This window comes from Paenibacillus sp. P4_E11 (assembly GCF_056401635.1).
In genome coordinates this window covers 1-21154 of the sequence record NZ_JBFUIX010000047.1, presented here as the reverse complement: position 1 = coordinate 21154, position 21154 = coordinate 1, and the positions used below count along the sequence as shown (strand labels likewise).

Sequence of the window (21154 nt, the reverse complement as noted above, 5' to 3'; positions counted from 1 at the left end):
GATGGCGAAACGATCGGGGATTGACGGGATAGGGGAGCTCGAACGTGCTTTCAAGGAGCTTGGACGGGTGCCGCAGACAGCGGCGTCCAAAGCGGCGCGCGCGGGCGGCACGATCGCCCACAAGGCAGCCAAGAGCAATGCGCCGGTTGATGAGGGCAACCTGAAAAAAGGGCTCATCCTTAAACGCGAACGCAAGACGAAGCCGGGAAAAGTCGTATACGACGTTGAGATGGATCCGAATAAGACGGAACTTTACCGCCGGGATACCAAGACTGGCACACGCCGAGTTGGCGGAAAGGGTTCTGACGCTAACAATCGGACGAAGGGCGGATATTACTATCCGGCATCCCAGGAGTACGGCTTTTTGACCGTGGACGGGCGATATGTGCCTGGCTATCGGTACTTGCGACGGGCGATAACGGAGCATGACACCGAAATTGAGCGCAAGATCCTCGAGGTAACAGGTAAGGAAGTCGACAAGGCATTACGAAAGGGGTCGGGCCGATGAACTTCGAAACTGCATTGGAACAAGAACTGAAGACAATTGCAGCGTTCGAGGGCCGGGTTTATCCTCTCGTCGCTAAAGAGACCAAGGCCAAGAATGGCGTCCCGTACTTGATTTACAGCTCGAGTGAGGGCTTGCGGACCAAGTCTATAGGCGGTTATCAGACCGGGAAGACGGTCAGTGGAGAGATTAACGTCGTCGCCGCAAGGTATGAGGATATTAAAGCCATTACTGCATCCGTGATCGATCTGCTCGTGACAATGGAGCAGCGCACGATCAGCACGGGTGGCCCCTACATCCAGGAGTTCACCTACGAGGAGCCCGTCGAGCTATACGAAGAAGCACCGAAACTTTATCGGTGTTTGATTGACTATGATGTCTATTTCTAGGAGGTGTACGAATTGCCACAACGTTCAGTAGGGACGGTATTTCAAATTGGTGTGAACGCTGTTGCCGGCTTAACGTCGATCGGCGGCGTTTCCAAGACAGCAGATACGTTGGATACGACAACCCTTAACAGTAACGGCGGATACCGCACATTCACAGGCGGGTTCAAGGACGGCGGCGAGGTTCCCATTTCTGGTTACTTCGAACCGGGGGATACCAACGGGCAGATTGCCATGGATGCCGCATTCGAAGCTGGTACAGAGACAGCTTTTCAAATCATTTTCCCGGCCGCAATGGGCGCATCTTGGTCGTTCCAAGGCGTTGTAACGGCATTTAGCACTGGCGCAGATCTCGAGGAGCTTGTAAGCTTCGAGGCGACGATCAAAATCAGCGGCAAACCAACGCTTGTCACCACTGCGAGCGCAGGGCTTTCCGCCCTAGCCCTGACAGGTACAGGTGGAACGCTGACACCGAGCTTTGCAGGAAACAAGTATAGTTATACGTTCAGCGGCGTGAGTGCGACGAGCGTCACCGTGACGGCAACAGGGGCCGGACAGACGATCAAGCTTTATGCAGATGGAGCGTATGTGCAGGATCTCGTATCCGCAGCCGCATCCAATGCGATCAACTTGACGCTCAACGTCGGCCGTAAGCTAACCATTATCGCGAACGAGACAGGCAAATCTCAGATCGTTTATGAAGTGATTGTCGTCAAGACGACCTAATCTATTAATGCCCGGATGCTTACCGCTCCGGGCATTTTACTATGAAGGAGTTGAAATATAGTGAACAACGATGTAGTTATCATCCAACTTGATCGCCCACGTCAAATTAAATTCGGGCATACAGCACTTAAAACACTGGTTGCCCTCACTGGTAAGACAATTGAGGAATTGGAGGGTCAGATCGCTCCAGATAACTTCGAATTAATCGAGCAGCTTACCTACTGCGGGCTCCTTAAGGACGCCAAGGACAACGGGGAGACTCTTACTCCGGAGAAGGTTGTGGACTTGATGGATGAGGCCCCCGTTTATACGGTTCTCTTAACACAAATCTTTGCCGCTTGGAGTACAGCGTTCGGCGCTAGTCAAGCGGAGGGAAACGTGGAACAGTCGGCGGAGGTTCCGACAGCAGCCGGAAAAAGTACGACTGGGAGGAAAGCCTCCGCGTAGCTCTGCGCTGCGAAGTGAGCGTTGCCGAGTACGGCGAGCTGACGCCTCGCGAGCTGATGCTGATCCTTGAGGCGCACAATCACCAAACGCAGGTTCGCCGCGAGGAGTCCCTGACGACCGCATACATGTCGGCTTATTGGCAGCGGGCCAAGCGGATGCCGAGCCTCAAGCAGGTACTCGAGGACGCCAGGCCGAAGCAGCAGACGCCACAGACACCGGATCAGATGTTCGCAGCCGTGAAGCGCCTGCAGGCACAATTATCGAGAGAGGAGGACTAGAGTATGGCAGTGGTCAAAAATTTAATGATACGCATCGGCGCCGATTTTTCCGCAGCCCGCAAAGGTATGCAGGGGGCGACGAGCGAGCTTAATCGTTTTAAGCGGGATACGACCCGAACAACCAACGCCATTAGCGGGAAGCAGGGGCTAGGTGGGATAGGGAAGGATTTTAAAAGCCTTGGTTCTACGGTGACGTCCTCCCTCTCTCAGATTAGGGGTGCGAAAGGTATCGGCGGTGTCGCAACCAGTATGCGGTCTCTCGTTCCGGTTGCAGGCGCTGCCACTGCTGGATTACGAGGCTTAGGAGCTGCAGCTACAGGAGCTAGTGCAGCTCTCGGGCCTGTTGGAATAGGTATCGCAGTAGTAACCGCAGCGATTGCGTTAGCTACTGTGGGCATTTATAAAGCGTCGCAGACGGCAGTTAAGTTTGAGTCCGATCTGGGACGTTTGAATATGCAGCTCAAGGGCGGAGCTAAGGACTTCATGGCATGGTCGCGAGCGCAGGGATTAGCGAAATCAACTTCGGCGGAGCTCGGGGCGACCTACTCGGTCCTTCTCTCCTCTTTCGGTTTTGGTAATAAGCAGCTTTTGGATGAGACGAAGAAAATCACCCAGGCGACACGAGTTGTGGCATCGGCGACAGGGAAGACGATTGAGGACACATTGGAGCGTATGCGCTCAGGTCTCTTGGGTAACACCGAAGCAATCGAGGATCTGGGTATCTTCGTCGGTGTCTCCATGATCGAGAGTACCAAGGCGTTTAAGCAATTTGCTAACGGCAAGAGCTGGGATCAACTCGAATTCCGGATCCAGCAGCAAATTCGATTGGCCGCGATATTGGAACAAGCCTACGCTCGTTATGGTGACAAACTCCAAAACAACGTCATGACTAAGCAAGAGCGGTTAATGGAGCAGCTTAAGGACATTAAGCTCAATCTTTCGCAAGCGTTCCTACCGATTTGGGATTCGGTCCTTCCTGCTCTGACTAGGCTGGCTACAGATGTAGCTAAAGTGACCGAAACAATCGCACGATTTTTCTATAGGATCAAGGGCTGGGACTACGATGCGTTAACTAAAGGGTCCGACAAGCAGACTGACGCGGTTAATGATCAAGGCAACGCCTATGACGACCTTGGTAAGTCAGCGAAAAAAGCCCGAACTGAGCTTGCAGCGTTTGACCAACTCAACCTGATAGGTGACGCAGGTAACGGAAGTGGCAGTGGAGGATCATCCAGCGGAACCCCTGGAGGAAACAACAATTCGGGGGATAACAAACCTCCGGGCAGCGATATAAATCTCCCGAAAATCCCAATCCCGCCGGAGCTCATCAAAAAATGGCGAATTGAATTCGACCCTCCAACTCCTCCAGACGCAGGAGCGGGCGGCGTGGCAGTAGCAGTCGTCAACACGATCAACGGCCTCATCGCAGAAGCTAAGCAAAAAATGAACGCATTATGGGATGATATCAAGGTCGGAGCACAGGTTGGTATCACCGCACAACAGCCTATATGGGCCGCGTTTGCGACCGACGTAAAGACGCTGTTGTCTAACCTTAGGCTGAATATAGTAACGGATTGGAAGGCACTGTGGACTGATTTAGCGACACAAACGCAAACGGGATCGGCTGGACTAACGGCTGCTTGGGCGGCAATGCTATCGGGGATGCTGGCCGATTTGAAGAACAATAGAGTCAACATAACGGCGGAATGGGACCAGCTTAAGGCGACCCTACTATCTCTTCAAAACCCACTTTCCACACTACGCGTGGACTGGCACAATACGCTCGACTATATGCAGTCACAGGTTAATGCGTACCAGCCTTACATCAGCTGGGGTATTTACCTCGTGTCTCAGGCATTAATGGATCTGCAGGGATTTGCGTCTACTCTGGCGGGGGCTTGGGAGATGTCTTGGGCAAACATCTGGGACTCGACCCAACAACGGTTACAACCGATCCTGTCCGCGATTGGCTCCATCACGTCTGCGTGGTCCTCTATGCTGTCGAAGGTCATGCAGCCTATTACGCTACCGAGCATTCAATTCCCGGAAATAAAGATTCCTGATATTAAGCTCCCGGACATTAAGCTTCCGAATATCGACTTACCTGACTTTTCTACGGTGTTTGACGGTATCAAGGATTCGAATCTCTTGCAACAGATTAAGGATGCCATTCCGTACGCCTCAAAACAGACTCTTGAGATGATAAAAGAGGTCGCACCAATGATGATCGGGGGCGGCGGATTAGCGGCGACAGGTAAAGCAGGAATGGGAGCCTTGAAGGGGTTGATTGAACGGCTGCTGAAAGATGCAGGTAAAGCGATCCCTGCGTTTGCGACCGGCGGCGCTGTTTTCGGTCCGACGCTGGCGATGGTGGGGGACAACCCCGGAGCCCGAACTGATCCAGAAATCATTGCTCCGCAATCCATGATAGCTGAGGCTGTCAATGGTGGCGGCAATGACGAAGAGCTCTCTGTTCTGAGAGCGATCCTACGCGCTGTCAGTGAGGATAAAACAGTGCAAGCCGTAATCTCTCAGACTGACGTGGGCAGAGCGAGTGTCAACTATATCAATAGCGAGAACCGACGAGGCAACAATCCGTTGCTGGGACTATAGGGGGCGATCACACTGTATCTTGCAATCAATGGCGTGGAGATCGCCAGCTATCCGGCCAAGTTCTCGGTTAAGGTCTTGGATCTGGACAATGCGGAGACAACCACCCGGACCGCCGACGGCAAAATGAGCCGGGACCGGATCGCGGTCAAGCGGCAGATCGAGATGAGCTGGCCGACGCTCCAGTGGGCCGCCCTGTCTGCCGTGCTCCAGGCGATGCAGAACGAGTTCATTACGTTTACGTACCCGGACCCGATGACTGGTACGCAGCAGACCAAGACGTTCTACGCGGGTGACCGTACGGCACCGGTGGCGATCATAATTGGCGGGGTTACGTGGTGGGAAGGTCTCCAAGTGACCCTAACCGAACAATAGGAGGATAGATCATGGCATATATATCACTTCAACAACTGTACGATGCCTGGAAACGGGTCTCTGATTGGGTAAGCGGAACAGGCAGTGACAAGCCGAAGGTGCAGAACATCAACAGCTCGGGGGCGGAGATTTTTACAGCTACGACGCCGGGAGTAGTCAAAGTCTCAGATGGTACACGTCTTCTCGTGGTCAATGCGGACGGCTCAGTCAATACGCAACTAACTGGCAGTATACCGACAGGAGCGAATACAATAGGGAAGCTCTCAATAACGAGTGCGACAGCACAAGAAGCTGTAACAAGTAGTGCGAATGTGGATGCAGTTTCTAATACTGCAGTTGGATTGTTAACCAATTCGCGCAACTTCACATTTAACGAGTCGACGTTTGATCGGTTGAGGGGGAATACACAAACAACGATTTTGGCTAGTGCTGCTAGAACGATTACAACACTAAGCCCTACCCAAACAAACTATAACGCAAAGGGAATCATCGTATATCTGAATATAACTGCGGCAAGTGGAACAGGTGGTTTAATACCCCGCATATATGGAGTCGATCCCGTTGCAGGGATTGCGTTAGTTTCTCTCGTAACGGACATTGCCCCCATTACCGCAACCGGATTATACGCCATTGAGTTATCTCCAGGCGCTACTGGCACTACAACAGTTGGTATGAAGGCAAGAGCAGCAGGGACCCTACCTCGATCGTTTGTCGTAGGTATAAATGTGGGCGATGCTTCGTCCTATACTTACTCTGTAGGCTGTGCATTGATCATTTAAGGAGGGATAATAACATGCTAACGTTTGCTTATAATTACGGCACGTATTATCAAATTATTGTTACGGACGGGACGGAAGAAAATTCTTTCGTTTATGTATTCGGAACCGTTCAAGATATTGAAATTAGTGTTGTGGAGGCTAGGCGGTTAGCGGAAGATGAGGTAGTCAAAAGGCAACCTATTATTCCGCAGGCGATTTAAAACTAACGAAGTTCGATAGTTCAACAAGGAGGCTGATCACGTGAGAGACTTTAATTACGTGTGGAATCCCATCGCGGGCAGCGACTCCACCGCGCAATACGACTCGACTCGGCAATATGACGGCACTGCTGAAGGTCACGTCTCTTGGGAAGACTGGCTGGGGCCCGCGACATTCCAAGAGGTCCCTTCGTATCCGATCTCAGACCTGTACAAATCATACCTGCAAGACCGGAATCGGGATTGGTTGATCAAGGCCAACATCGGCGGTACGGACTACGGCAGCAACGTGATCGTAGATTTCGTGGTCGACAATAGTATCGTGTCCGGTGATGACTTTACTTTAGGTAGCGCAATCCTGAGCAAGCTCACACTCACAATCAAGACGTCCGACGTGATTGTACCCAATGCGAAGGTAATCCCTTATCTTGCACTGACAGGCAGTAGCGGCCCCTCTGAATGGCTCCCATTGGGTGAGTTCTTCATTGACAACCGGGAGCAAGTTAATAGTCTATGGGTCTTTACCTGTTACGACAAGCTCGTGTGGGCTAATGTGCCGTATGTCTCACAGCTGTCATATCCGACGACACAGCAGGCAGTATGGGACGAGATATGTACACGACTAGGATACACGTACGACAGCTCGGTGCAGATCAATCCTGCATACCAGATACAGGCTGGTCCAGCAGGGTACAGCATGAGACAGGTGATGGGATACATCGCCAGCGCTAACGGAGCTTGTGTATATATCGATAAAAGCGGCATGTTGCGGTTCCGCAGATTCGGAGCGTCAGATCAGACGGTGATCGCGCTAACCACATCCGACTATATCCGGGCGAAGCAGCTCAATCCGGTTAAGACGTTCACACGGGTCGAGGTCACGTACAACACAGAAGACGATCTAATCTATGTTGCTGGAACGGGTGATGATAATCACACGCTTCGGGTGGAAAACCCATTCGCGACACAGGTCATAACGAACGACCTGTATACCAGGCTGAACGGCTTTAGCTATACACCTGTGCAGATGGACGCCAGAGGCTACCCGCAGATAGAAGTCGGTGATCGAATACGCTACGGTGAGTTTGTCGATACCCCGACTTGGCAGGACGCTGACACGGCTTGGAACGCTACGGACTACAGTTGGGACGGATATGCAAGCGGCGGTGAAACGCTAGCATTGCATACCGTTTACACGTTCCGTGGCGGCTTGAAGATGGGGGTCGAAGCGCCGTCCAAGTCTGAGCAGCAGAGCGAGTTTAAGGTGGACGGGTCGTTGTCCGGTCAGATCAATAAGTTGAATCGGGATACAGTCAAATTCGGCAAACCGTATTATGGGATCTCGCACTCCAGGACTGAGGGCATTGTCGTAGAACGAGAGGACCATGCCAGCAAGCTAATCCTCAACTCGGACAAGATGGCATTCCAGGCTTCAGGCGTAGATAAGATATACTTCGATCCAGTAGCAGGGAAATACAAGTTCAATGGTACGCTGGAGGCTTCTGATGGGGTGTTCAGTGGGTCGTTGTCCGCTGCGACTGGGACATTCGCGGGATCGCTGTCCGCTGCCACAGGGACATTCTCTGGATCACTGAGTGCCGCGACAGGCACGTTCGCAGGTAATCTGACCGCGGCAGGAGGTACTTTTGCTGGATCACTGTCTGCTGCGACGGGAACGTTTAGTGGGAATTTACAGGCTGCTGGAGGAACGTTTGCGGGTCAGTTGAGCGCGGCGAGCGGGACGTTTACGGGGACTGTCTCTGCTGGCACGATTTCAGGTGGTACAATCACTGGGGCGTCAATTTCTGCAGGGTCGATCTCAGGAGCGTCCATCTCAGGGGGAATGATTACCGGCACGACAATTCGAACTGCTGCAAGCGGAGCACGCATCGAACTGGCGGACAATAAGTTATCAACTTATAACTCGGTCGGATTTCTTGAGGGTCCGGCTTTCGAGGTTGGCCAGATTATCGGTCCGAATCCAGGGACATTTGGAACGCTGAATTTTTATTATAATGGCGCTGCGAGAATGAGCATAAACAGCACCAGCGAATCCAGTATCGGAACGAATAACCGATTGACGATCTACAGTCCAATTCGTATCGATTTGTACGGACCTACACTGAGAATTGGCGATAATAATTCCGAAACATCGTTTACAACAAACGGTAGTTTGGTTGGGAATTGGTATTCCAGCAATATCAACAATAACAACGCTGGCAATTTTACTATCGGAAACAACACATACACTGCAACAGTGTATGGCACATGGCGCTGGCAAAGTGGAAGCGTTGCTGTTTTCGATTCAGGTAGTGAGTGGAGAATTAATTTTTCAACTTCTACCTCGGCCAGCAATGGAAGTATAACTCCTCCAACTCAAGTAGTAGGTTATATCCCGGTTACAATTAACGGGACTGTCAGAAAGATTCCTTATTATGCATAAAGAGGAGCGTGGCATCCGCATGCCATTTATTCAACCGATTATCCGCTGTGAGCTGGACCCGACCAAACCAGTCCAGGAAATCTGCGATGTTATCATTGCGGTGCTTGCCTACCATTCGAATAACGAGGATCTGATCTTGTGGGAACTGTCAGAAGCGATCACGAAGCGACGCCAAGAGTTGAAAGGAGCTGAGAAGCGTGAGCAATCGATATTGCAACCTGACCCCGACAATAAAAATCAAGGATGATTTTGCGAACATCAGCACCGGATTTGATCGTGTGCAAGCGGAGATGGATGTTATTTCTCGACAGGTCCTCATAAACGGCAGTTTTGACGTATGGCAGCGCGGGACGAGTATTAACGCTTCAGGTGGACTGCAATATCTTGCTGACAGATGGTGCGCGTACAATACGATAATACCAAGTCAAACTATGACCATCAGTAAGCAGGATGGAAGCGGCGTTCCGGGGAGTGTGGACTGTTTACGGTTCCAGCGGAACTCAGGGCAGACCGGGGTGAATACAATCTATCTGGCTCAGTCTTTAGAAACCAGAGACAGTAAAAAGTTTCTTGGAAAGAAACTTACTTTGTCGTTTTGGGCACGTATAGGAACAGGGACGGTTCAAACTTCTCTACAGGCAACGATTAGGAGTGGAACGGGAACTGATCAAAATTTACTACAAAGTTTCACAGGGGAAACGGTAGAGGCAAGCGTTACTGCTACTGCTAATACCGTATGGCAAAAGTTCACTGTTACAATGAGCGGCGTCCTGACTGGAAAATCACAGGTCGCAGTGATGTTTTCATATACCCCATTGGGCACAGCGGGGGCTAGTGATTACTTTGAAATAGCTCAAATCCAACTTTGTGCTGGGGATGTAGCGCTACCACACCAACCACGCAGCTTTGCAGAGGAGCTGGCGCTGTGTCAACGATATTATGAGAAGAGTTATAACTACGCAAAAATTCCGGGAGCATCGGATTCTGATGGGRCAGGCGCAGAGGTGCGTGTTGTACCAAACAGCACGATTCCCAATGGCCAGAAGTACGGTACGGTCAGCTTCAAGGTTAAAAAAAGAACGATATCGCCGACCGTTATCGCATACCCGCATACGAATTCGGCTAACACCGGTAGAGTATCAGACGCGACATCTGGTGCAGATTTAGCGGCTGGTTCTGGTAGTGTAGCAATAAGCAGTGAATCCGGTTTTCTGCCTTGGAATGCTTCGGGTGGAAATATATCGACAACTAATGCAGTAGTTCAATTTCACTGGTCAGCCGATGCTGAACTATAAAGGAGGACACGATGGACGAGTACAAGCACTACATCCGAACAAACGAAGCCGGGATCGTGATCCACGGCTTTTCTTCTGCGTTTGAAGAGCCGCGCGAAGGCGATGTCGAGATCCTTGGTGAGCACGCTCGCCACTTTCAACTGCAACTCATGAACGGGCGCGGGCAATATCGCTTCAGGTACACCGATGACGAATTGATCGAGCGATCGCAGGAGGCACTGGACGCTGAATGGGACGAACGGCCAGCACCGCCCCCGACTCCGGAAGAACGGATCGCGGAGCTGGAGGCGGAACTCTTAACGGCTAAGTTTAGGTTAGCCGCCGCGGAATATGCCGCGGCTGACAATAACGCAACGCAACAAAATCTAATTGAGTTACTAATCGAACTGGAGGTGTTGTAGAATGGCGGTCAATCAGTTGCTGGTCCGTTCGTACGCTTCAAACATTTATCTCACAGGTGGAAACAGCTTCGAAAATATCGAGAACCAACCGAGTAAAGTTGAGTATGTAACTCCGGATGGCGGCCCGGTAATGCTTCACGCGGCAAGGAACTACTTTTTAAACGATATCGACAGCGCGTTGGTTAAGGGGTGGATCACTCCGCAGGAACACGTGGATACAATCGCCTTGAAAAGGCCGGATGACCCACAGTATAGGGTGCTACTGAGAGCCGAACAACCAACAGAATAACTCGACCAATCACTGAGTCATGCCCCGAGCAATCGGGGCTATTTTATTGGCCAAATAAAGGGGTGGAGAGGTGGACCTAACTGCACTTATAGCTGTAATTGCCGCAATTAGTGGTATAGCGCTCGGATGGATAGGACGGGCACGGGCAATACGACAGGATACGGTGAGTGAAGCCGGAAAAGACGCAACTATGCGGGCTGACGTGGAATACATCAAGCGAGGTGTAGACGACATGCGAGTGGAGCAACGACTTCAGGGGCAACGTTTTGATGTGCTATCCGAGAGAGTTACACGTGTGGAGGAGTCGGCCAAGCAAGCTCACAAGAGGCTCGATCGATTGGACGGAGACAAGAGTGTCAGAAACTAAGTTCGTCTCATAAACTATTAAAAACGGAGAGTGATAGATATGGAATGGAGTGCTATTCTGCAATTGATTGACCCTAGGCTGCTTATCGTTGTTGCTGCTTGTGGGGTGCTTGGGTATATCCTCAAGCGTACACCGGCGGTACCAGACTGGAGCATTGTGTACCTAGTAACGGTGTTCGCATTGGTGTTTACGGTCTGGCTACTCGGTTTTGTTCCGGAAGCGATCCTGCAGGGTTTGCTGTGTGGGGCGGTAGCGGTGTACGGTCATCAATTGATTAAACAGGCCAAGCAAGCGGCAGATAAAGATGGTGATCAGTTATGAAACAGGGAATTGATTGTGCAACACCGTTGACCGCCAAGCTGGCCGCAAAGTTTAAGGCGGATGGTCAAGAGTTTGTTGGTCGCTACCTGGTCCCATCGGGGGGGAAGGCGCTCACGATGGTGGAGGCTGAGGCGATCAGTGGCGCCGGCATGCAGATAATCTCGGTGTTCGAAACAACAGCGGGACGGCCGCTTGGTGGATACGAGGCAGGGCTTCAGGACGGTATGACAGCTCTCCAGGTCGCAGTAGCAATCGGTCAGCCGCCAGGCAGCTGCATCTACTTCGCTGTTGACTTCGACGCTAGTACCGCTCAAATGGCGACCGTCATCGAATACATTCGCGGCGCCAGCGAGGCCACGCCGAATCACACGACGGGTGTGTACGGGTCGTACTCCGTGATCAACGCGGTACGTAACGTTGCAGTCTGCTCGAAGTATTGGCAGACCTACGCCTGGAGTAGTGGCCGTGTAGCGGACTTCTTGAACTTATATCAATGGAAAAATGATGTCGTGGTTAATGGTATCGGGGTCGATCATAACATGGCCTATGGCGATGAGGGTGGCTGGAGTCTTGAGAAGCCGGTTGAACAGGCACCAGTGAAGAAGACTGAGTTCTCGGATGTCGAGGCTGGTCGCTGGAGTGAGGACGTGATCTGGGTCGCTAACCATCACGGCCTGATGACCGGGTACGAGGATGGAACGTTCCGGCCGGACCAACCGGTGACCCGGGAGGAGCTGGCAGATGTTCTTAACCGGCTGTTGGTGCTGATTAACAACAAATGACTGCTGCCCTGCTGGCTTCTGCTAGCGGGGCTTTTCTGTTTTTTGAAACATTTTAAACACATAACCCCTTGAAGATGGTAAAATCATGTAGGTACTATTTCCCATATGGGGGTGCATCACTTGTCTAATCGGACCCAGCGCAATTTTATTAAAGAAATGGAAAAGATACAGAAAGAAGCGGATTCAAAGGAACGCTATCTTTGCCCTTCGTGTAAGACCGAGAACATGGAGCATCAGAAGTATTGCGTTAACTGTGGAACGTGGTTACTTAGCACATCATTTCCGGCAACAAAAGTTAAGAAAAAACCGCGAAAACTGACGAGGTACATTAGGAACTTTTTTGTTACCGTTATTGGCGTATTCGTCTTGTTCGGGATCATTGGAGCATTAATCCAGCCTAAGTCAGAGCCGGCTTCCAGTGAGCAATCTAGCCAGCCTGCTGCTGAATCTCAAGAAGAATATAAAGCTGCTGCAGCAACAATTCCTTTTCTCGACTTAGCTAGAAATCCGGAAAGTTTCAAATCAAAGTCAGTGACTTACACAGGTAAGGTAATTCAAACTCTCGAATCGGGCAATAAAGTTGAATTGAGAATTAATGTGACGAAAGAGCAATATGGATGGCAGGATACCGTATATGTGAACTTTAGAAAAGCTCAAGGGGAAGATCGGATTTTAGAAAACGACATAATAACCCTTTGGGGAGATGTGAAAGGTCTTAAGACATACAAGTCTGTGTTAAATAGTTCCGTTACACTGCCTGAAATAGAGGCCAAATACATTACGATAATTGGAAATGAAAAGTGATTGTTACCTCGCAAAAGAGCAGGAGGGCTACCCCTTCTGCTCTTTTTTGTCCTTGATAGGAACGGGCGTTCTCGTTATAATACGAATAAGTGTTCGTATAAATTGGGGGTGTTCGCATGAAGAAGTACATAGGTCGCACCGTGGAGATCATCTATCAGGATCAGAACGGCAAGCTGTCACAGCGTCGCATCAAGGTCGAGTCAGTCAGGGATGGTAAGCTGAGGGCGTTTTGCATCACGTCCGGTGCACCTCGTGTCTTTACTATTGCGAACATCCTTGCCGCTATACCAACAACTAGAAAGGGTGCTGCCATATGAGCTTGACGCGAAAACAACTGACCGAGCATCAGGAGCAGTACCAGGATCGCGCCAAAAAGGTCCCGAGCGTGGTAACAATAGACGAATTAAAACTGATCCGGGAATTTGTCCTACTTCCTCACACACTAACCATGCTGCAAAAAAGCCTTGATGACCTCAAGCGGTCCAGAATCATGCTCCATCAGATCATGGAGCAATTTATTATTAAGGTGATGGACGAGGTTAGTGCTCAACTGTTCCGTGTTAGACGAGAGCTAAAACAGCATGATATAAAGGTGTTGTCAGACGAGACACACGACGATGTATTTTATACACAATACGTCTGCCGGGGGTACCAAAATAGGTTTGGCATGACACGTGAGGTCATGCGTTCGGAGATCGGAGTGCATCTAGCGCGAGCTTACAAATCCATTCTAACTCCGGTTCAAAATACAAAAGTAAGCGGCCCCGAGTAATCGGGGTCTTGTCGCAACTGGAGATTCGGCAAAAGCTCCTACCTTTCATCAAAGGATTCGACAGGTGGTTACGTCGAACTGTTCTGGTGAGGTGATTATAATGGTTTGTAATATTAAGACAATATTGGCCGTACTCGATCGTTCACAAATGGATCTGGCCGAAGCTCTGGGCATTAACCGGAATACTGTCACAAACCTCAGCCGTAATAAGTCGGTGCCACTCCTAAACCTGGCTTACGACATCAGAGATACCCTCAATTCCTGGGCTGAGACACAGGGAGTAGAGTCGAGATGGACCGTCGAACAAATTTGGGAAAGAAAATCCTAATCGGACAAGCAATATCACAATAGATTGTGCATACACTTTATCATCAACCGAAAAGGAGCTGATGGTCAGTATGCAGAAGCAAACCGTTTACCGCATTCGTTACACACAGGACAACCGCATTAAAGCTGTTCACGCCACGGAGGAGCCTGTCCAAGACCCGAAGAAGGAAACCCTTGCCGCTTGGTACGTCGTGGTGCTCGGGGCGCTGGCGTGCTTAGGGTGGTGGTCGCTGTGGTAAGTGATAGTCCGATTATTCAGCGGATTGTGCAGCTGCGGGTGGCTCAAAAGACAGGCGGACTAGATCCGGTCCAGAGCAAGGAGTTGGAGCTCTGCTTGGACTGGTTGGTCAACCACTGTTGGACGCAAGCCCTTCTCTGTAATTACTCGCTTATGGCCTCAATGACTAACGACGTGGACTGGCAGCACGAGATATGCAGGGACATTGATGACTTTGGGACGAGAAAAAAGCCGGGCCACCTGGGCACCGACTAAAACAGAGCCTTTTATCTTATGCGAATTGTCAGAAAATAATGCCAATTTAGCTATTGCCTTAGTGGAATGGTTGTCCTATCATTATCTTACATCATATGTAACATCTCACGATAGCGAGACGATAATGGCAAACCCGACGAAAGTCGGCTACGCAAAGCTATAGGGGCTAAACGGGTGTCAATGGACCGCAGGTCAGCCAGCTGCTGAGAGGTGAAAGGCATAATGTGCTAAGGAACGCTAAAACCTAATTTAGGAAATTAGGTTTTGTTTTAGCTCGACGACTTTACCCCTGGGATAACTTCATAGGCGTGGGAGGAGCGTTATTATTCGCTCTCTGCCGTGCCCTTCAGTTCAGTTCATCGACCCAGTCCACTAGTTCATCCATGGAGCATCCGAAGAAGAGTGCAGTTTTTCTCAAATTGTATACGGATAGTTCTTTCTTGTTGCTACACACAAGTGAGATAAAGGTTTCGGAAACTTTCAAATATAGTGCAAGGTCGACTTRCTTTTTACCTGTTAGATAAAACCATTCAGGCAATCGGCTCCTCCCAATGGGGGGAGTCATGTATCACCTCTCACATCCTAACTATATGGAAAGATTATACACATATCGAGCATGAGAAGTAAACTCGGGGAGATGGATGCAAAATGAAAGTAGGAATGAGGAATGTCCAAAGCGAGGTACAAATATCACTGCGAGCAGCAAGAGTTTCTTCGAGCCGATCAATAGAAGAAGCAGCAGAGGGCATAAAAATGTCTCCAGAAATGCTTCATGAGTATGAAAATGACTCAACGAATATACCAGTAAGTGTAGCAGTTGAAATGTTAAGTTTTTATGGATACCATATTGATCAAGTCTATTTTGGCAGGGAAAAGGAGTAAATGCGTAGAAGGAATAAAAATAATTTATCACATTGGCAGTATCCAACATAGTAAAATGCCGCGACCATCATCCAAAGTCGCGGCATTACCTTTTCCCACATTTTACCCACAAATGTAGTGATTCAGTATGATTTTTTGTGATTCATGGTGAGAATACTGGAATGGACAGATTCCCACAATAGCAATCAATTTGATTTAAAGTGATTCAATGTGACGAAACCGTGAGATAGTAGATGTTTATGGTGCTGATAATGAAGTTTTATGCCTCATTTTCTTCACTTCTTGCCCCAAATCATTTATCATAGTAACTGATAAGTATTTCTTAGCACCTGTCGCTGTTCTTATCGGTTCTATTTATAGCTTTACATCTGGCCCCTATATTATCACAAAGGAGCGATAAACGTATGACTGCTACTAAAGGTCTTGAAGGCATCGTAGCTACTACCTCTTCGATCAGTTCGATCATTGATGGCGTACTGACGTACCGCGGCATTGACATCGATGATCTGGCAGAGAATGCTTCGTTCGAAGAAGTAGCCTATCTGCTATGGTACGGCAAGCTTCCTACCAAGTCAGAATTGGATCAGTTGCGCAGCGAATTGAGCAGTAACGCTGCAATTGCGGATTCCGTCATTCAACAAATCAAGCTGTATCCGAAGGATACCAATTCTATGGCTGCACTTCGTACAGCTATCTCTTCTCTGGCTCTGTATGACGATGAAGCGAACGATATGAGCTCGGAAGCGAACTTGCGTAAGGCGATCCGCTTACAAGCGCAGCTTCCTACTGTCATTGCCGCATTCGCGCGCATCCGGGACGGTAAAGAGCCGATTGCACCTAAGTCGGGTGTCTCCATCTCTTATAATTTCCTATACATGCTGAGCGGCAAGGAACCGGAAGCCATCGCTGTCGAGGCGTTGGACAAGGCTCTAGTGCTGCATGCTGACCATGAGCTGAACGCGTCGACATTCGCTGCTCGCGTAACTGTCGCTACATTGTCTGACATCTACTCCGGTGTAACTTCCGCAATTGGCGCTTTGAAGGGTCCCTTACACGGCGGTGCGAACGAAGCCGTTATGGCCATGCTTGAACAAGTGGGCGGCGTGGAGAAGGTGGAATCCTTCATCAACGAGAAGCTTGCTAACAAAGAGAAGATTATGGGCTTCGGACACCGGGTTTACAAAAACGGCGATCCACGTGCCAAGCATCTGCAGAAGATGTCCTACGAGCTCGGTAAGATTACGAACAACATGACCTGGTACGACATGTCGATCAAGATTGAAGAGCTGGTAACGGGTCAGAAGGGGCTGAAGCCGAACGTAGACTTCTACTCCGCTTCCGTTTACACGTCGCTAGAAATTCCTCGTGACCTGTTCACGCCTATCTTCGCGATCAGCCGTGTATCCGGTTGGACCGCTCACATTCTGGAGCAGTACGAGAACAACCGTCTGATCCGCCCGCGTGCTGAGTATACCGGACCCGTTAACCAGAAATACATTCCGATCGAGAACCGCTAATCGGTTAACCCCACAAAGTGATGTGTTGCTTCGATGATTATGCCTGTTACTTTGCGGGGGGCCCCGAATTTTTTTAACTGATCATACCACATATTATTGGAGGGTTCATTCAATGGCACAATTCGAACAATTCTCGCTTCCGACTGAAGGCGAACGCATTACGATTGAGAACGGCAAGCTGCAGGTTCCTAACAACCCGATCATTCCTTTTATCGAAGGCGACGGAACAGGCCCGGACATCTGGGCAGCTTCCAAGCGCGTTCTGGATGCAGCTGTAGAGAAAGCCTACAAAGGCGAGAAGAAAATCGCTTGGTACGAAGTATTCGCCGGCGAGAAAGCATTCAACCAATACAACAGCTGGTTGCCAGCTGATACACTGACTGCGATCCGCGAATATATCGTGGCAATCAAAGGTCCATTGACTACACCTATCGGCGGTGGTATCCGCTCCCTGAACGTAGCGCTTCGTCAAGAGCTGGACTTGTACACTTGCTTGCGTCCTGTTCGTTACTTCAAGGGCGTTCCTTCCCCTGTTAAGCGTCCTGAGTTGGTTGACATGGTTATTTTCCGTGAAAACACAGAGGACATCTATGCGGGTATCGAGTGGGCAGAAGGTTCTGCTGAAGTGAAGAAAGTGCTGGAATTCTTGAAGAACGAAATGGGCGTTAACAAAATCCGTTTCCCTGAAACTTCCGGTCTAGGTGTGAAGCCTGTATCCAAGGAAGGTTCCGAGCGTTTAGTTCGCGCTGCAATCGAGTACACTATTAAGCATGGCCGCAAGAGCCTGACGCTTGTTCATAAAGGCAATATCATGAAGTACACCGAAGGCGCGTTCAAGAACTGGGGTTATGAGCTGGCTGAGCGTGAATTCGGCGATAAAGTGTTCACTTGGAACGAATACGACCGCATCAAAGCTGACAAAGGGACTGAAGCTGCTAACGCCGCTCAAAAAGCCGCAGAAGCTGCTGGTAAAATCGTCGTGAAAGACGCGATTGCCGACATCGCCTTGCAACAAGTATTGACTCGTCCAACCGACTTCGACGTCATCGCGACATTGAACTTGAACGGCGACTACTTGTCTGATGCCTTGGCTGCACAAGTTGGCGGAATCGGGATCGCTCCTGGAGCGAACATCAACTACCTGACTGGCCACGCTATCTTCGAAGCTACTCACGGTACGGCTCCTAAGTACGCCGGTCTTGATGTAGTTAACCCGGGTTCCGTAACATTGTCCGGCGTTATGATGCTGGAGCACTTGGGCTGGCAGGAAGCGGCTGACCTGATCTACAAAGGGATGGAGAAGTCGATCAACAACAAAACCGTTACTTATGACTTCGCCCGTCTGATGGAAGGCGCAACTGAAGTGAAATGCTCCGAGTTCGCGAACCAAATCATCGCAAACATGGAGTAAGTTGCCCCAAAAAGTGGAGCGAAGCGCTGGGGCGTATTCCGATTACTTTCCGGGGGCCCCGGGTTTTTACCCCAAAAAGTGAAGCAAAGCTTTGTAGCGTATTCCCAAATAGAATACCCAGGAGGCACAATCCAAATGGCGATCAAACGTAGGAAAATTACCGTTGTAGGAGCAGGTTTCACAGGCGCGACAACTGCACTTATGCTAGCGCAAAAAGAACTCGGCGACGTTGTCTTGCTTGACATCGCCCCACTCGAGAACCCAACCAAAGGTAAAGCACTCGACATGCTCGAAGCTAGCCCGGTTCAAGGGTTCGACAGCAACATCATCGGTACARCTAATTACGAACATGCTGCTGGTTCCGATATCGTGATCATTACCGCAGGGATTGCTCGCAAACCAGGTATGAGCCGCGACGATTTGGTTGCTACTAATGCCGGTATCGTCAAATCCGTTTGTGAGAACGTCAAGAAGTATTGCCCAGACTCGATTGTTATCATTCTTAGCAATCCCGTTGATGCTATGACTTATGCGGCATTCGAAGCCCTCGGCTTCCCGAAAAACCGCGTAATYGGCCAGTCCGGCGTATTGGATACTGCGCGTTACTGTACTTTCATCGCACAAGAATTGAACGTGTCCGTTGAAGACGTACGCGGCGTAGTTCTTGGCGGCCACGGTGACGACATGGTTCCACTCGTTCGTTACACGAACGTTGGCGGTGTGCCCATCGAGAAGCTGATTCCGGCTGATCGCATCGAAGCAATCGTAGCTCGCACCCGTACAGGCGGCGGCGAGATCGTGAACTTGCTCGGCAACGGCAGCGCGTACTATGCACCTGCAGCATCGCTCGTGCAAATGACCGAAGCGATCCTGAAGGACAAGAAGCGTATTCTGCCAACGATCGCTCTTCTCGAAGGCGAGTATGGCTACGATCAGTTGTTCATGGGCGTACTGACTGTTCTGGGCGGCGACGGCATCGAGAAAGTAATCGAGCTGGAACTGACTGCAGAAGAGAAAGCCGCTATGGACAAATCCGCAGCATCCGTTCGCAATGTGATCCAAGTTGTAAAAGGTTAATATCTTCTTAATTAAACACAAAAAGTCTCGGGCCAATGCAGCCGAGACTTTTTGTGTTTTTATTAACAGATAAGAAAGTATAAGTTCTTGACCGTACTGAAGCGTTACGGGTGCCCTCTTCGTTTGTACAACATTCGTTGCAGACCTGAGAGCCGTTATATGGTGAGATGAGCAGGTATAAGCAGACCTAACGGACACAGATGCCGCTATTTGCCCTGGAAAGTGACAAAAATAGCTTGTTGTAAGGGAATAACGGATCCTGTGTCCGCAAAGGGACGGTCATTATTTTCGAAACGATGGGGACAGGGACCGAAATGCCGAATCCACCGGAATTTCTGCCCGCTTACTATGAAGCATTAGAACGAGTGTACGGGTTCGAGCACAAGTGGATCCGCACGCATTACGCTTTTGACGATGTCGATCAAGCGATACAATTAGCTAAGTTCTTCTTTGGTGAAGCATTAGCGGAGCAGGTCCGCTCCAATAACAGTAGCCGACTGCCGGAATGTGCCGGGGCTTGGTGGTTGCGTGTGGAGGCAGCAGTTGTAACCGCAACACAGTATCGCGAGGGTGACGCGGCTATCGAGATCTGCGAATGATGTAGCAATGGAAAGAATAGGCCTTTTTCAAAGTTGTTCAAGCTGCTCGGGGGTTAATCGGATGCAGCTTTTTTTCATGCTCAAACTGAAAAATTTAATTATTGTTGATTATACATAATTTCAGTTCATTGAATATAATCTTAGTAATCTATATTTAATTATGGGGAGGTGGTGATAACAACAATGAAACTTGGAACTAAATCGGGAACGGAAAGTCAAAATTTACGGTCAGAAATTGCGTTCCTTATCAAAAATAAAATTATCGAGGGTATATTGAATCCCGGGGACCGGGTCGTGGAAAGCCAGCTAGCGAGGGAACTCGGTATTAGCCAAACGCCTATTCGAGAAGCTATTCATCAATTAGTAGGTGAGCATGTTGTTGAGGTTGTACCGAACCGAGGGGCGTTAGTCCGTACGTTAAGCGCCAAGGATATATTCGAAATTTATTCATACCGCGCTGTATTAGAAGGTATGGCTATTCGATTGGCTGTTCAGAATGTAACGATCAAGGACATTAAGCATTTGGAAGATTTTTATTGTGAGATGAAAGCCAAAATTACGGACGATTCTGTCGAGGTGCTTTCTCCAGATTCAAGCTATATACACCACTATATTTACAGGCTGTCCAACCATTCGATTTTATTGTTCATGTATGAGTTCATCTCGTTTCGAATTCAGCTCGTAAATCGAATTTTGCAGCGGAAATATACTAAGGAGAATGAGGTGTCTGAACATTTGGAGTTAATTGAGGTGCTGAAGAAGGGTGATTCTGACGAAGCAGAAAAGGTAATGAGGGCACACATATATCGTTCCTACCAAAATTTTGTTGATATGGGGATGTTTGAAGAGAACGAATTGGCTCAAAATAAATGGATTTAACAAAAAAGCCGCATAGGCAAGCCACAATTTAGTTTGGAAAACCATCTGGGAGGGAAGTTGTATGAAAGAGACAAAGATTTTACTGACTGATGAGCAAATGTCACAATTTATAGCGAATGGATATGTGAAATTGAATACGGACTTTTCAGAAGAGTTTCACTATTCCTTATGTCAAAAAATTAAAGCTATTTA

28 protein-coding genes and 1 riboswitch are annotated in these 21154 nt (G+C 49.5%); all 28 genes read left to right on the top strand.

Annotated features, from left to right (window positions below; translation table 11 throughout):
• Position 1 precedes the first annotated feature (1 nt).
• Complete coding sequence (locus tag AC1DWB_RS18245; RefSeq protein ID WP_477542513.1) at positions 2–508, top strand: HK97-gp10 family putative phage morphogenesis protein; 507 nt, start codon at positions 2–4, stop codon at positions 506–508.
• On the top strand, positions 505–894 hold the full coding sequence (locus AC1DWB_RS18240; protein WP_477542512.1) for a DUF3168 domain-containing protein: 390 nt from the start codon (positions 505–507) through the stop codon (positions 892–894). The genes AC1DWB_RS18245 and AC1DWB_RS18240 overlap by 4 nt, the downstream gene beginning before the upstream one ends.
• A 12-nt stretch (positions 895–906) precedes the next feature.
• Positions 907–1617, top strand: a complete 711-nt coding sequence (locus tag AC1DWB_RS18235) for a phage tail tube protein (protein ID WP_477542511.1) — start codon at positions 907–909, stop codon at positions 1615–1617.
• Positions 1618–1677: 60 nt separating this feature from the next.
• Complete coding sequence (locus AC1DWB_RS18230; protein ID WP_477542510.1) at positions 1678–2064, top strand: hypothetical protein; 387 nt, start codon at positions 1678–1680, stop codon at positions 2062–2064.
• A gap of 125 nt (positions 2065–2189) precedes the next feature.
• A complete protein-coding gene (locus tag AC1DWB_RS18225; RefSeq protein WP_477542509.1) occupies positions 2190–2342 on the top strand; it encodes a hypothetical protein in 153 nt (50 codons plus the stop codon).
• A gap of 3 nt (positions 2343–2345) precedes the next feature.
• A complete protein-coding gene (locus tag AC1DWB_RS18220) occupies positions 2346–4955 on the top strand; it encodes a hypothetical protein (protein WP_477542508.1) in 2610 nt (869 codons plus the stop codon).
• Positions 4956–4988: 33 nt separating this feature from the next.
• On the top strand, positions 4989–5327 hold the full coding sequence (locus AC1DWB_RS18215; RefSeq protein ID WP_477542507.1) for a DUF6711 family protein: 339 nt from the start codon (positions 4989–4991) through the stop codon (positions 5325–5327).
• Positions 5328–5338: 11 nt separating this feature from the next.
• Complete coding sequence (locus AC1DWB_RS18210; protein WP_477542506.1) at positions 5339–6106, top strand: hypothetical protein; 768 nt, start codon at positions 5339–5341, stop codon at positions 6104–6106.
• A 14-nt stretch (positions 6107–6120) separates the two neighbouring features.
• Positions 6121–6306, top strand: coding sequence for a hypothetical protein (locus AC1DWB_RS18205; protein ID WP_477542505.1), 186 nt, complete (start codon positions 6121–6123; stop codon positions 6304–6306).
• Between the two features lie 40 nt (positions 6307–6346).
• Entirely contained in the window at positions 6347–8746 is a 2400-nt protein-coding gene (locus AC1DWB_RS18200; RefSeq protein WP_477542504.1) for a hypothetical protein, read from the top strand.
• Between the two features lie 19 nt (positions 8747–8765).
• A complete protein-coding gene (locus AC1DWB_RS18195; protein WP_477542503.1) occupies positions 8766–8993 on the top strand; it encodes a hypothetical protein in 228 nt (75 codons plus the stop codon).
• Positions 8944–10041: a hypothetical protein gene (locus AC1DWB_RS18190; protein WP_477542502.1), complete on the top strand. Its 1098-nt coding sequence runs from the start codon at positions 8944–8946 to the stop codon at positions 10039–10041. Before AC1DWB_RS18195 ends, AC1DWB_RS18190 begins: the two co-directional genes overlap by 50 nt.
• Before the next feature lie 11 nt (positions 10042–10052).
• On the top strand, positions 10053–10442 hold the full coding sequence (locus AC1DWB_RS18185) for a hypothetical protein (RefSeq protein ID WP_477542501.1): 390 nt from the start codon (positions 10053–10055) through the stop codon (positions 10440–10442).
• Between the two features lies 1 nt (position 10443).
• Entirely contained in the window at positions 10444–10731 is a 288-nt protein-coding gene (locus AC1DWB_RS18180) for a hypothetical protein (RefSeq protein ID WP_477542500.1), read from the top strand.
• 70 nt (positions 10732–10801) lie between these two features.
• Positions 10802–11098, top strand: a complete 297-nt coding sequence (locus tag AC1DWB_RS18175) for a hypothetical protein (protein ID WP_477542499.1) — start codon at positions 10802–10804, stop codon at positions 11096–11098.
• A gap of 39 nt (positions 11099–11137) precedes the next feature.
• Positions 11138–11419, top strand: coding sequence for a phage holin family protein (locus tag AC1DWB_RS18170; RefSeq protein ID WP_477542498.1), 282 nt, complete (start codon positions 11138–11140; stop codon positions 11417–11419).
• The gene (locus AC1DWB_RS18165) at positions 11416–12201 is read left to right on the top strand and encodes a glycoside hydrolase domain-containing protein (protein ID WP_477542497.1); all 786 of its coding nucleotides are present in this window, start codon (positions 11416–11418) and stop codon (positions 12199–12201) included. Before AC1DWB_RS18170 ends, AC1DWB_RS18165 begins: the two co-directional genes overlap by 4 nt.
• A 120-nt stretch (positions 12202–12321) precedes the next feature.
• Positions 12322–13005 (top strand): hypothetical protein, encoded by a 684-nt coding sequence (locus AC1DWB_RS18160; RefSeq protein ID WP_477542496.1) that lies wholly within the window; start codon positions 12322–12324, stop codon positions 13003–13005.
• A gap of 116 nt (positions 13006–13121) precedes the next feature.
• Entirely contained in the window at positions 13122–13322 is a 201-nt protein-coding gene (locus tag AC1DWB_RS18155; RefSeq protein WP_477542495.1) for a hypothetical protein, read from the top strand.
• A complete protein-coding gene (locus AC1DWB_RS18150; protein ID WP_477542494.1) occupies positions 13319–13777 on the top strand; it encodes a YhjD family protein in 459 nt (152 codons plus the stop codon). Before AC1DWB_RS18155 ends, AC1DWB_RS18150 begins: the two co-directional genes overlap by 4 nt.
• A 398-nt stretch (positions 13778–14175) precedes the next feature.
• On the top strand, positions 14176–14343 hold the full coding sequence (locus AC1DWB_RS18145) for a hypothetical protein (RefSeq protein WP_477542493.1): 168 nt from the start codon (positions 14176–14178) through the stop codon (positions 14341–14343).
• The gene (locus AC1DWB_RS18140) at positions 14337–14597 is read left to right on the top strand and encodes a DUF7667 family protein (RefSeq protein ID WP_477542492.1); all 261 of its coding nucleotides are present in this window, start codon (positions 14337–14339) and stop codon (positions 14595–14597) included. Before AC1DWB_RS18145 ends, AC1DWB_RS18140 begins: the two co-directional genes overlap by 7 nt.
• A gap of 116 nt (positions 14598–14713) precedes the next feature.
• Positions 14714–14805: riboswitch (cyclic di-GMP riboswitch) on the top strand.
• A gap of 440 nt (positions 14806–15245) precedes the next feature.
• Positions 15246–15479: a helix-turn-helix domain-containing protein gene (locus tag AC1DWB_RS18135; RefSeq protein ID WP_477542491.1), complete on the top strand. Its 234-nt coding sequence runs from the start codon at positions 15246–15248 to the stop codon at positions 15477–15479.
• Positions 15480–15883: 404 nt separating this feature from the next.
• Positions 15884–16996 (top strand): citrate synthase, encoded by a 1113-nt coding sequence (gene citZ / locus AC1DWB_RS18130; RefSeq protein WP_477542490.1) that lies wholly within the window; start codon positions 15884–15886, stop codon positions 16994–16996.
• A gap of 112 nt (positions 16997–17108) precedes the next feature.
• Positions 17109–18407, top strand: coding sequence for an NADP-dependent isocitrate dehydrogenase (gene icd, locus AC1DWB_RS18125; protein WP_477542489.1), 1299 nt, complete (start codon positions 17109–17111; stop codon positions 18405–18407).
• A gap of 135 nt (positions 18408–18542) precedes the next feature.
• A complete protein-coding gene (gene mdh, locus AC1DWB_RS18120) occupies positions 18543–19484 on the top strand; it encodes a malate dehydrogenase (RefSeq protein ID WP_477542488.1) in 942 nt (313 codons plus the stop codon).
• A gap of 314 nt (positions 19485–19798) precedes the next feature.
• Positions 19799–20083, top strand: a complete 285-nt coding sequence (locus AC1DWB_RS18115; protein ID WP_477542487.1) for a methyltransferase type 11 — start codon at positions 19799–19801, stop codon at positions 20081–20083.
• A 183-nt stretch (positions 20084–20266) separates the two neighbouring features.
• A complete protein-coding gene (locus AC1DWB_RS18110) occupies positions 20267–20962 on the top strand; it encodes a GntR family transcriptional regulator (protein WP_477542486.1) in 696 nt (231 codons plus the stop codon).
• The last annotated feature ends 192 nt before the right edge of the window (positions 20963–21154 follow it).